We start from the raw sequence: 11,405 nt of genomic DNA on the forward strand, positions 1-11,405 counted from the left end.
TCGGCCCACGGCGTCGCTCCTTGCCCCTGGTCGGCGACCACCTCCCTTGCTCCCGGTCGGCGACCACCTCGCGCGCGGCGCGCGCCCGGCGACGCCATGGCGCCCTGCACCGGACCGGTCGCCCGGTGGTCCCGCACACGTGTCCTCGGCCGGTACCCCGGAACCAGCGGATACGGACCCGCCGTGCCGCAGCGTGGCGCGGAAGCAGCGCTCACCCGGGGACGAACGACGCGGCCGCGACCACTGGTCAGCGGACCGTTTCCCCGGCCGCTGCCCAGGCGCCACGACCGGGTGCCGTCCGACGGCACCATGTCACGAGCAGGCCGACGACTCCAGAGCGGCGACCGCCTCGGCGAGTCCCGCCGGACGCGCCAGGCCCGCCACCGCCTGCCCCGCCCAGCCGGGTCCCAGCGTCAGCACGACCGGCCTGCGACGGGCACCGCGCACTCCCCACTCCATGGCCGCGACGTGCTGGGCCAACGGCCGGCTGGCGGTGGTACGGGACTGCGCCCACAGCCCGACCGCGGCCGGCCCGGTCCTGCGCACGGCCGCGACGAGCGACTCGACGGGCAGGGCACCGCCGAACATACGCACCGGAACGCCGCGTTCCGTCAATGCCGCGGCCAGCACCTCCAACGGCAGAGTGTGGTTCTCCCCCGGGACACAGGCGAGCACCGTGGTGGCGCCGGCACGGGCGGCGACCGTGGGGGGCGTGGCGCGCCGCAGCGCCCCGGAGACGTGCCAGGACAGGAAGTGCTCGACCTCGACGTACTTCTCGCCCGACGTCTCCCACTTGCGGCCGACGGCTTGGAGCGTCGGCACGATCACCTCGGTCCAGGCGACGACCAGTCCGTGTTCGGCGATCGCGGCGAGCAGCAGTTCGTCCAGCGCGGCGGCGTCGAGGCGCAGGGCGGCCCGGGCGATTCCCCGGCATTCCTGGCGTACGTCACCGAGCCGCAGGCCGCTTCCCGCCCGGCTGCGGGCCCGGACCGAGGCCCGCTGTGGCCCGGCGGTCCGTCGGGGCCGGGGCGCCGCCGGTGATGCTCCGCTCAGCGCGAGCCGTGCGGCCTCGGCCGGGGGCAGCCCTGTCGCCGTCAGCGCGCACATCCGCTCCAGCCGCGCCACGTCCCGGGCGGTCCAGCGGCGGTGCCGGCCGCCCGTGTGCGCGTCGGGCCCGAGGCCGTACCGGCGGTCCCATGTGCGGACCGTGGTGGGGGCCACCCCCAGGCGCCGGGCCACCTCGCCGGTGGTCAGCCCGCCGTCCGGCGGACCGTCCTCGCCCGACCGGCGGTCGCGGTCCTCACCGTCTTCCTCGCCAGACTCGCTCATGCGGTCACTGTACGACGCACAAACGACGCATGTTGATCGCGTCGTTCCGGCGTTCCAGACTCCAACCACACGGACGGCGGACCGGCGGACCTGCCCTCCGGGCACGCCCTTTCGTCCCCGGCGACGCACGGCAGGAGGAACCGGGCACGCCCTTTCGTCCCCGGCGACGCACGGCAGGAGGAACGCGCTCATGAACACGACCACGCGACCGAGTGCCGCTCCGGTCCCGCCGGTGGCGGAGACGCGGCGCGAAGAGGACCTCGCCCGCGGCCTCGTCGCCGCCGACGAGGAGGCGTTCGCGGCCATCTACCGGCGCTGGGGACCACTCGTCCACACCATGGCCGCCCGGTCCCTCGGCGACGCCCACGAGGCCGAAGACGTGACGCAGCAGGTCTTCATCGGCGCCTGGGGCGGGCGGCACGGCTTCCGCCCGGAGCGGGGCGCACTCGGTGCCTGGCTGGCCGGCATCGCACGCCGCAAGATCATCGACGCGCTGGCCGCCAGGACGAGGCGTCTGGCCCTCGTCGACTCGGCCACCCACGAAGCCGCGCCCGCCCGGCTCGTCCAGGAGATACCGGGCGAGGTGCTCGACCGCGTGCTGCTCGTCGAGGCCCTGTCCCGGTTGCCGCACGCGCAGCGCGAGGTGCTCTGCATGGCGTTCTACGAGGACCTGACCCAGGTCCAGATCGCTCAGCGCACGGGTGTGCCCCTGGGGACGGTGAAGAGCCACGCCCGCCGCGGCCTGCACCGGCTGCGTCTGGCCGTCGACCTCGGCGACGCGCACGGAACGGGAAGCTGACCGAGCCCGAGCCGCAGGAGGGCGCAGTGGGCCACGCGGAACCCTCACGCTTGGTGGAGCTGGCACTCGGTCACGCGAGCGGCGACGCGGACGCCGGTGCCCTGCGGCACGCCGCGTCGTGCCCGCGGTGCCGTGCGGAGCTGGCGCGGACGACCCGCGTGGTGACTGCCGCACGCGGCACGGAGGTGTCGGACCTGACGGCTGCTCCGCCCGAGCGCCGGCCGGACCTCGAACGCGGCCCTTTACCGCATCGTCACACCGTTACGGGCACACACTCGTCGAGCAGACCGACGACGTCACTCCAGGCACGTCGCGCGTGCCGGGGGTGGTGGCCCACTCCGGGGCGCACGCGCTGGTTCACCGGGGGGTGGTGGAAGGCGTGCAGAGCACCGCCGTAGATCACGAGACGCCAGTCGACTCCCGCGGCCAGTATCTCGGCGACGAAGGCCTCTCGTTGCGCGGGCGGCATGATCGGGTCTTCCGATCCGACCCCCGCCCACACAGGGCAGCGGATGCGCGCCGCCTCACCCGGTCGGCCCGTGGTCAGGGCGTTGACCGTCCCGATCGCCCGCAGATCGACACCGTCGCGCCCGAGTTCCAGCCCGATGGCGCCCCCGGTGCCGTAGCCGATGACGGCGATCCGGTCGGGGTCGGTCCGCGGTTCGGCGCGCAGCACGTCGAGCGCCGCGTGACCGATATGCCGCATCCGGTCCGGATCCGCGAGGAGTGGAGTCACTCGGGCCATCATCTCGTCGGGGTCGGTGAACCACCGTCCGCCGTGGATGTCGAAGGCGAACGCCACGTACCCCAGCTCGGCCAGGGCGTCGGCCCTGCCGCGCTGGAAGTCGTTCAGTCCGGTCCCCTCGGGCCCCACCAGAACTGCGGGCCGGCGGTCGGCGCCGGCCGGGAGCGCCAGGTGCCCGACCATCGTCAGACCGTCGGCCGGGTAGGCGACCGAGCGTGTGGTAACCGTGGTCATGGGAACGGACTGTAGCTACCTCCGGGCCGGGACGACCGGACCGACAGCGCCGACCGGAACACCGCTGCTACCTCTCTGAAGTGCGGCGATGGGCCGACAGGCCGCCCGATCTCGGTCCCGGTATGTCACCGGCATGGAGTAAAGCCCCGATTGACCCTATATAAGGGAAGCGAGGAGAGGGGACGGCCTCAACACCCTTCTCCCCGCCGGAATGCGCCACCGCACCGCCGACCGCGACTGGCTCACCGGCTACCGACCACCGGCCACCGGCCACCGGCTACCGGCTACCGGCTACCGCCGAGTTGATCACCGCGATCCGGCACGGCTGTCGCCGATTCCAGCACCGGCACGGCTCCCGCATTTCAAGGTCAACAGCAAGAAGGGCAAGGTAGTTGTGCGGGTAACAGTGCGGGATTAGAGTGAGCGGCCGTGCTCGGAGTGATCGGCGGGGGCCGGTTGACCCGGGCCTGAGGGAAAGGGATTCCGTCGTGACCGAGACCCAGAAAGCCGCCGCCGATCCCGCGATACCCGACCCAGCCGACGGGCTCGACAGCCCCGGCGACATCGAAGTGCTCGCCTCGCTCAGCCCCGACTTCGTCGCCGACCCGTACGTCGCCTACGCGCTGCTGCGCGAGCGCGGACCGGTGCACCAGGTCATCACACCCGACAGGGGCCGGGTGTGGCTCGTGGTCGGATACGAGGCCGCGCGCGAGGCCTTCAGCTCCCCGAAGCTCAGCCGGGACTGGCAGCGCGAGTGGCGGCAGGCCGGCTGGACCCCGCCGTACGCCCTGAACATGCTCGGCAGCACCAACATGCTGATGAGCGACCCGCCCCACCACACCCGGCTGCGGAAGCTGGTGGCGCGGGAGTTCACCGCCCGGCGGGTCGAGAAGATGCGCGAGCGCGTCCAGGAGATCACCGACGAGCTGCTGGACCGCATGACGGCGGACGGAGCGCGCCGCGCCGACCTCATCGACGCGTTCGCCTCCCCGCTCCCCATGATCGTCATCTGCGAACTGCTGGGCGTGCCCAACCTGGACCGCGCCGCCTTCCACGCCTGGTCCAACGAGACCCTCGCGCCCACCAGCCCGGAGGCGGAGAAAGAGGCGTACGAGCACGTCATGCCCTATCTCACGGGGCTCATCGCCGCCAAGCGCGAGAACCCCGGGGAGGACCTGCTCAGCGCCCTCGTCCACACGGTCGACGAGGGCGGCGACCGGCTCACCGAGGAAGAACTGCTCTCGCTGGCCTTCCTGATGCTCGTCGCCGGGCACGAGACGACGGTCAACACGATCGGCAACGCGGTGCGCGCGCTCCTCGCCCATCCCGAGCAACTGGCGGCCGTACGGGCCGATCCGGCCGGGCTGGCGGCGGGGCTGGTGGAGGAGACGCTGCGCTACGACGGGCCGGTGGAGACCACCACGCCGCGCATCGCCCTGGAGGAGACCGAGATCGGCGGCGTACGGGTGCCGCGCGGCGCCATCGTGCTGATCGCCATGGCCGCCGCGGACCGCGACCCGGCGCGCTACCCCGAGCCGGACCGCTTCGACGTACGGCGCGACGCCCAGGGCCACACCGCCTTCGGATACGGGGTCCACTACTGCCTGGGCGCCCCGCTCGCCCGCCTCGAGGCCGAGGTGGCGCTGCGCTCGCTGCTGGAGCGCTGCCCGGACCTGGCGGCTGACGGGGAGCAGGGCGAGTGGCTTCCGGGGATGCTGATCCGGGGGGTGCGGACGCTGCCGGTGCGGTGGTGACACGTCCGCCGCGGGCGGGCCGAGGGGCGGGTGAGCGCTCGCGGCACGCTGTTCGCGCGGGTCGGCGGGGACTGTGGGCGGCGGGGGCCGCACGGTCCGCAGCGCTGCGAAGCGCACTCAGCCTCCGGGAGAAGCTCCATGTCCGCTGCTGAAGCCGTTGACCTGAGCAGCCCAAGTGCCCCGGCCGGGGCTCGCAGCGGCTGAAGGGGCACCTCACCCGGCCGGACGGCCCGGGGCCCTGGCCGGGCGTGGTCATCGCGCACGAGGTACTCGGCGTCGACGACGTCATGCTCCGCCAGGCCGAGCGCCTGGCCGGCGCCGGGTACCTCACGCTGCTGCCCGACCTGTTCACCGAGGGCGGCGCACGGCGCTGTCTGATCCCCACGATCCGCGCGGCCCTGTCCGGGACCGGGCGTGCCCACCAGGACCTGGAGGCCGCCCGCTCCTTTCCGCTGTCCCGGAGCGACTGCACCGGCGCGGTCGGCATCATCGGCTTCTGCATGGGGGCGCGTTCGCTTTGATGACGGCCGGACGCGGTGGCTACGACGCGGCGTCCGCCAACTACGCACGCTCCCGGCACCTGAGCCGGGCATCACCTGAGCAGTTCACCCGACGCAGGCCGCCCGCCCTGGGAGACATGCCACACCTGCCCGCAAACAGCGTCACCAGGCCATGCGCCGGCCCGGCCCGCGGCGGAATCGCGGACCGGGCCGGCAGGGGCATGGGCGCCCGGGGCCGTCGGACAGGGCGGCTGGGTCAGTCGGTCATGTCGCCCATCTTCCAGACGGTCATGGACTCGACGACACTGCCGTCGCCGAAGAGGTGCAGGCCGAGGGAGTCCTGACGGAAGGGGTAGGCGCGGGTGGTGAGGGACTTGTGGTCGTTCGCGTACGCCTCGACCATCGAGCGGTCGACGAACACGTCGAGCGTCAGGCTGCCATTGGCAAGGGTCAACGGGCCTTGGTTGACGCCGAAGTTCGGCTCGGCGCTGGAGTTGTTCCCGGATCGCGTCCGGTCGACGCCCAGCTGTCCTGCGGGAGCGTCGTAGAACAGGCGGGTCCGTTCCTCGTCGCCGGGGCTGCGGAGCACGTCGAGTCCGAACGTGGCGGCGGTGCCGCGTTCCATCGTCAGCTTGATGTGGAGCATGTCTCCCTTGATGCCGGCCAGGCGGGTGTTGGCGTCGGTGAGGGAGGTCGGGGCGCCGATGTCCAGGAGGGGTGCGCCGGTGTGGAGGCGGGAGACCTCCTCCACGGGGCGGAATCCGAGGTCGCCGTCGGGACGCATGGACAGTTCGACGGGCAGGCCCGCGTTATGGGCCCAGCCGGCGTCGTAGTGGGCGCGTTCGGTGCGACGGTCCTGGGCGATGCTGAAGACGAGGGAGCGTCCCTTGTCGTCCACCGTTCCGCTGGGGCCGGTGAAGTGGTCGCCGTAGTCCATGAGCCGGGGCTCGGTGGTGTCGGGGGTCCAGCGGCGGGCCTGGGCGTCCCAGGTGCCCATCCCCGGCGCGAACCCGCCCTGGGCGGATGAGAGGGAGCCGGGGGCCGGCGTCAGTCGATTCCCGGCGCGACGAACGGGCTGACGGACTCCAGCCGCGTCTGGGCTGGCACGGGTCAACTCAGCCTCTTCGGCGGCGATGGGGGCGACCCCGCCTGCGCCCTCTCGTAGCCGGGCGCCACCAGGCCGTACACCCGGCCGTCCGCAGCCGGCCCGCGCTCTCCGACGTCTCCGACCCGCGGGTCGGAGAGGGAACGGCACCGCTCGTCACGCCGCCGTCCGGTGTGCGGGCCAGGCTCATGCCGCACTGCCGCGCCGTACGGGCAGTGGGTGGACGTGGCGGGGGACCCGGCGGACGGTGCGGCGGGTCCGGCCGGACGATTGGTGCTTTTCCGTCGTCGGCCGTGGCCCGCGTACCGGGAAGCCGGTGGGCACAAGGAGTGCGGGCACCGGGGCGGTCCGACAGGTGGCCTAAAAGGCCCAGAGGGGTGGCCTGAAACCGCTTGTCGGGAATCGACATCTGGGTAGGGTGAACTTCGGTTCGGTGATCAGTTTCTGCTCTTTCCCGTCGGCGAGGAACCCGAAAGGGCACAGCCGCCGGACTCCCGCTCGGTGCCTGACAAGCCATGGCGAGGGGCAGCGGGACAGATCCCGAGGTCGCGTCGAGCCAGTGGGAACCCGGGGAAAGGCGCATTCGCTGTAGGCGGTGAACCGGATGGTCCGACGGTTCGTCGTCCCGGACGTACAACACCGGGAAACCGGACGTGAGAAGGAGCGAAAGCCGCGTCGACCACGGCGGCCTCCGTCCCGGTTCTCGGTGTGTCATACCCAAGGGGTGCGCACGAGATGATGATCGATCAGCTCTGTTACCCGGTCGGTGGCACCAAGGTGGTGCGCGGAAAGGGGGTCCGCCTGTGCGACGCGGACGGCAGGGACTACACCGACTTCGCCTCCGCGCCCTCAACCTCGGCCTCGGCTGCTCCCACCCCGCGATGCGACGACAAACCGACGAACTGGCCCACCTCACCTCCTCGTTCCAGAGCGCCCCGGTCGACGGCCTGGCCCGACCGCTGGTGGAGACCTCCCCGGCGAACCTCACCAAGGTGCACCCCGAGGTGTCCGGAGGCTCGTCGGCCAACGAGGGCACCATCAAGAGGGCCCGGTGGCTGCCGCTGGAGCGGCTGGTGACGCGCCAGTTCCCGCGCTCCGAGGCCGACAAGGCACCGCAGGGCCTGCCGGCGGCGCCGGGCACCCAGTACACGGCCCAGAAGGTCGTCCTGGCGCTGGAGGGGCGTATGGTCCCGGCCTAGCGGACGTCCCGGGCACCCGTGGGCCCGGGGGCCGGAGGCTTGCGGGAGCGCTCCCGCACACTGCCAGGGAACTCTTCACAGGGCCTCCGGGCCTCATGGGAGCGCTCCCGCACCCCGCTTGGCACCAGCAGAGACCATGTGACGACAGGGCATAGGGGATGGGATGAGCAACGCCAGCCGACCGGACACCGATGACAAGGGAGCCGCCCGCGAGATCGCCCGGAGGATCAGCGAGATCCGCCGGTCCCCGGTGGAACAGGTCCTCATCGACGAACTGCGGCTGACCGGCTCGCCCCGGTCGCGCGGTAAGGACTCCCGTCATGTGCGACTGCTCGGGGAGGCGGACACCGAACTGCCGCCGGTCGTGGTGCACCGGGCCACCATGCGGGTCGTCGACGGGGCGCACCGGGTGAGAGCCGCCTCCTTACGGGGGCTGCGGCGGATCGACGCGCAGTTCTTCGAGGGCGGGGAGGAGGAGGCGTACCTTCTGTCCGTCGCGCTGAACACGGCGCACGGGCTGCCCCTCTCCCGGACCGACCGGACCGCCGCCGCCCTGCGCATCCTGGCGACCCACCCGTGCTGGTCGGACCGGAGCGTCGCGGCCGTCGCGGGGGTCTCCGCGTCGAAGGTGGCGCGGCTGCGGCAGGGCGCCGCGGCCCCCGGCGTCGGAACCCGGATCGGGCGCGACGGCAGGTCACGGCCCGTGGACCCGGCCGCAGGACGGGCCCGTGCCAGCGAGCTGCTGCGGGAGGACCCCACCGCCTCGCTCCGGCACGTCGCCCGGGCGGCCGGGATCTCGCCCGCCACCGCGGCGGACGTACGGGACCGGCTGCTGCGGGGAGCCGACCCGCTGCCCGACCGGCTGCGCCGTACGGCGGAGCACGCGGCGCGGCGGCCCGGTCACCGGGCCGGGCCGGCGGACGGGGGGTTCCCCCGTACGGCGCCCGCCTCGCCCGAGGCGCTCACCCGGGTGATCGAGACGCTGTGCCGCGACCCGTCGCTGCGGCTCACCTCGACCGGCCGCGAGGTCCTGCACCTTCTGCGGGTCTGCGCCACCGCGGTGCGCGATCAGCGGCGGATCGTCACGTCCGTGCCTCCGCACTGCCTGGCTCCTCTCGCCGAACTGATGCGGGGCTACTCCGGCATCTGGCAGTCCCTCGCCGAAGAACTGGAGCGGGCGCACAGCGCGAGCACGCAGGACCTGACGCACTGATCTCCCCCTCGCCGGGGCGGGGACCACACCGGGGCCACGGAAGAAGCACGAGGCAGCGGGGACCGCTTGCGCGCGGGCCCCGGACGAGGAGACGAGGAGACGAGGATGCCCCAGGACCAGACCGACGTGGCCGTACCGCACCGGGAGGAGCTGATCGACGTCTCGCGGGTGGTCGGTGCGTACCACTCGCTGCGGCCGGACCCCCAGGACCCACGGCAGCGCGTCGCCTTCGGCACCAACGGGCACCGCGGCTCCTCCCTGGATGCCGCCTTCAACGACGACCACATCGCCGCCATCAGCCAGGCGGTCGCCGAGTACCGCGCCGCACGCGGTGTGACCGGCCCGCTCTTCCTCGGCGTGGACCCGCACGCCCTGTCGGAACCCGCCCGGATCACCGCCCTCGAGGTGTTCGCCGCCAACGGGGTGATCGTCCTGCAGGACGCGCCGGGTGCCTTCACCCCCACTCCGGCCGTCTCCCACGCGGTGCTCGCGTACAACCGGGGGCGCGGCACGCAGGGCCTGGCCGACGGCGTGGTGATCACGCCGTCGCACAACCCGCCGGCCGACGGGGGCTACAAGTACAACGAAGCGCACGGCGGTCCCGCCTCCGCCACGGCCACCGCGTGGATCGAGCAGCGCGCCAACGAACTCCTCGCCACCGGGCTGTCACAGGTGCGCCGCGTGCCCTACGCCCGCGCACAGGCCGCGGACACGACAGGGCGGTACGACTTCCTCGGTGCCTACGTCGACGACCTGCCGTCCGTGCTCGACCTGGACGCGGTGCGCGCCGGCGGCGTCCGGATCGGGGCGGACCCGCTGGGCGGCGCCTCGGTGGCCTACTGGGGCCGGATCGCCGAGCAGTACGGCCTCGACCTGACGGTACTGAACGGCCACACCGACCCCACCTGGCGGTTCGTCACTCCCGACCACGACGGCAGGCTGAGGACGGACTGTTCGTCGCCGCACACCATGACACCGCTGGTGGAGCGGCGCGGCAGGTACGACGTGACCGTCGCCAACGACGCCGACGCCGACCGGCACAGCATCGTCACCCCGGACGGCGGACTGCTCCCCGCCAACCACTACCTCGCCGTGGCCGTCCCCTACCTGCACGCGCACCGGGAGGGCTGGCCGGCGGCGGCCGGGATCGGCAAGAGCGTGGTGACCTCGGCCCTGGTGGACCGGGTCACCGCCGAACTGGGCAGGCCGCTGGTGGAGATGCCGGTCGGCTTCAAGTGGTTCACCGAGGGACTGCGGACCGGGGAACTCTGCTGGGGCGGTGAGGAGTCGGCCGGAGCGTCGTTCCTCCGCCGGGACGGTTCGGTCTGGACGACCGACAAGGACGGCATCGTTCCCGCGCTGCTGGCCGCCGAGACCATGGCCGTCACCGGGTCCTCGCCCTCGGAGCAGTGGAGCCGGCTCACCGAGCGCCTCGGCCGCCCGCACCACGTCCGGGTCGACAGCCCCGCCACTCCCGGGCAGAAGGCTGCGCTGGCCCGGTTGTCCGCCGATCGGCTGCCGGGCGGCCGGCTCGCCGGGGAGGACGTCGAGTCAGTACGCACCCACGCACCGGGCAGCGGCACACCCCTGGGCGGCATCAAGGTGACCACGCGCAACGCCTGGTTCGCGGCCCGGCCGTCCGGCACGGAGAACATCCACAAGGTCTACGCCGAGTCGTTCCTCGGCCCCGGGCACCTCGCCCGCGTCCTGGAAGAGGCCCAGGCGATGGTGGAGAAAGCCCTCCAGGAGTGACCACGGCCTGAGCAGCGCCACGCTGCCCGCCCGTACCGCATTCCGGCCGCCGCGGGACGCGCAGAATGCGGAGGCAGCCCACCGGGGAAAAGGACGGTGAAGCTGTGCCGCACGCCGGCACCGGCATGTCGGAATGCGGACGCCGTGGCGCCAACACGTCCCAGAGTTCCGCCGGGCGTCGTCGGCCTTTTCTTGAGCGCCGATGAATTCCGGGGAAATGTCCGCGCTTTTCACCCCGTCGGGGTGAGCGCGGTCCGTACCGGATCCCCACCCCTCCCGTGTTTCCCCGCGTCGTGCGGCCGGGAGGTGCCGGGAAGTACCCATCCGTAACGAGAAAAGGGGTTTTCATGTTCCGTGCAGTACTCACCCGCGGCCGTGTGCTCGCCGCCGCTGCCTGTGCCGGCGCGATCGTCGCGGCGGGCACCGCGCCCGCCGCGGCGCAGCCGGCGCCGGCGTCCGCTGCGGCGTGCGAGTTCTCGGGCGCGCTCTGCCTGTTCGAGGGGACGGACTACACCGGCGAGAGGTTCACCGTCCAGTCGCTCGAACCGGGCGTCGCGGTCTGCGTCGACCTGGCGGAGCACGGCTGGGCGGACCGCGCGCACTCCGCCGTCAACAACAACAGCAGGTCCGCGACCCTCTTCACGGGCGCCGGCTGTACCGGGAGGGGCCTGCCCGTCACCGGCAGCCTGCCGTCCTTCGACTTCCCCGCGCTGAGCGTGCGGGTGTACTGACGGCCGGCCGCGGTGCGTGCCCGTCCGCGTCGGACGGGCACGCA

At 73.0% G+C, this 11,405-nt stretch carries 10 protein-coding genes; 7 read left to right on the forward strand and 3 right to left on the reverse strand.

From position 1 onward, the window contains the following. Nucleotides 1-312 precede the first annotated feature (312 nt). Nucleotides 313-1,329, reverse strand: a complete 1,017-nt coding sequence (locus ACZ4SV_RS12945; protein WP_468003907.1) for a MerR family transcriptional regulator — start codon at nt 1,327-1,329, stop codon at nt 313-315. 190 nt (nt 1,330-1,519) lie between these two features. On the opposite strand from ACZ4SV_RS12945, the gene ACZ4SV_RS12950 reads away from it, so the two are divergent. Continuing rightward, nucleotides 1,520-2,128 carry an RNA polymerase sigma factor gene (locus ACZ4SV_RS12950; RefSeq protein ID WP_468003909.1) on the forward strand — a complete coding sequence of 203 codons (609 nt, stop codon included), beginning with the start codon at nt 1,520-1,522 and terminating at the stop codon, nt 2,126-2,128. Between the two features lie 253 nt (nt 2,129-2,381). On the opposite strand, the gene ACZ4SV_RS12955 is transcribed toward ACZ4SV_RS12950, so the two are convergent. Further along, complete coding sequence (locus tag ACZ4SV_RS12955) at nt 2,382-3,107, reverse strand: dienelactone hydrolase family protein (RefSeq protein WP_365873690.1); 726 nt, start codon at nt 3,105-3,107, stop codon at nt 2,382-2,384. Nucleotides 3,108-3,595: 488 nt separating this feature from the next. On the opposite strand from ACZ4SV_RS12955, the gene ACZ4SV_RS12960 reads away from it, so the two are divergent. Together ACZ4SV_RS12960 and ACZ4SV_RS12965 are read left to right on the forward strand one after the other, a co-directional pair. Beyond that, nucleotides 3,596-4,861, forward strand: coding sequence for a cytochrome P450 family protein (locus ACZ4SV_RS12960; protein WP_468003911.1), 1,266 nt, complete (start codon nt 3,596-3,598; stop codon nt 4,859-4,861). 248 nt (nt 4,862-5,109) lie between these two features. Next, on the forward strand, nt 5,110-5,382 hold the full coding sequence (locus ACZ4SV_RS12965; protein ID WP_468003913.1) for a dienelactone hydrolase family protein: 273 nt from the start codon (nt 5,110-5,112) through the stop codon (nt 5,380-5,382). A gap of 235 nt (nt 5,383-5,617) precedes the next feature. On the opposite strand, the gene ACZ4SV_RS12970 is transcribed toward ACZ4SV_RS12965, so the two are convergent. After that, the gene (locus tag ACZ4SV_RS12970; protein ID WP_468003915.1) at nt 5,618-6,358 is read right to left on the reverse strand and encodes a GH32 C-terminal domain-containing protein; all 741 of its coding nucleotides are present in this window, start codon (nt 6,356-6,358) and stop codon (nt 5,618-5,620) included. Between the two features lie 989 nt (nt 6,359-7,347). Here ACZ4SV_RS12970 and ACZ4SV_RS12975 point away from each other — a divergent pair. The 4 genes from ACZ4SV_RS12975 (at nt 7,348) to ACZ4SV_RS12990 (ending at nt 11,361) form a co-directional block, all read left to right on the forward strand. Then, a complete protein-coding gene (locus ACZ4SV_RS12975; RefSeq protein ID WP_468003917.1) occupies nt 7,348-7,665 on the forward strand; it encodes a hypothetical protein in 318 nt (105 codons plus the stop codon). Between the two features lie 163 nt (nt 7,666-7,828). After that, entirely contained in the window at nt 7,829-8,878 is a 1,050-nt protein-coding gene (locus tag ACZ4SV_RS12980) for a transcriptional regulator (protein WP_468003919.1), read from the forward strand. A 105-nt stretch (nt 8,879-8,983) separates the two neighbouring features. After that, complete coding sequence (locus ACZ4SV_RS12985) at nt 8,984-10,630, forward strand: phosphohexomutase domain-containing protein (protein ID WP_468003920.1); 1,647 nt, start codon at nt 8,984-8,986, stop codon at nt 10,628-10,630. Between the two features lie 347 nt (nt 10,631-10,977). Then, nucleotides 10,978-11,361, forward strand: a complete 384-nt coding sequence (locus tag ACZ4SV_RS12990; protein ID WP_468003922.1) for a peptidase inhibitor family I36 protein — start codon at nt 10,978-10,980, stop codon at nt 11,359-11,361. Nucleotides 11,362-11,405: the final 44 nt, after the last annotated feature.

Source organism: Streptomyces sp. NPDC027672 (assembly GCF_055566335.1).

Excerpts from the sequence above, each read along its gene's own strand:
- ACZ4SV_RS12945 (WP_468003907.1), bottom strand. The coding sequence starts at position 1,329 with ATGAGCGAGTCTGGCGAGGAAGACGGTGAGGACCGCGACCGCCGGTCG.
- ACZ4SV_RS12950 (WP_468003909.1), top strand. The coding sequence starts at position 1,520 with ATGAACACGACCACGCGACCGAGTGCCGCTCCGGTCCCGCCGGTGGCG.
- ACZ4SV_RS12955 (WP_365873690.1), bottom strand. The coding sequence starts at position 3,107 with ATGACCACGGTTACCACACGCTCGGTCGCCTACCCGGCCGACGGTCTG.
- ACZ4SV_RS12970 (WP_468003915.1), bottom strand. The coding sequence starts at position 6,358 with ATGGGCACCTGGGACGCCCAGGCCCGCCGCTGGACCCCCGACACCACC.
- ACZ4SV_RS12975 (WP_468003917.1), top strand. The coding sequence starts at position 7,348 with ATGCGACGACAAACCGACGAACTGGCCCACCTCACCTCCTCGTTCCAG.
- ACZ4SV_RS12980 (WP_468003919.1), top strand. The coding sequence starts at position 7,829 with ATGAGCAACGCCAGCCGACCGGACACCGATGACAAGGGAGCCGCCCGC.
- ACZ4SV_RS12985 (WP_468003920.1), top strand. The coding sequence starts at position 8,984 with ATGCCCCAGGACCAGACCGACGTGGCCGTACCGCACCGGGAGGAGCTG.
- ACZ4SV_RS12990 (WP_468003922.1), top strand. The coding sequence starts at position 10,978 with ATGTTCCGTGCAGTACTCACCCGCGGCCGTGTGCTCGCCGCCGCTGCC.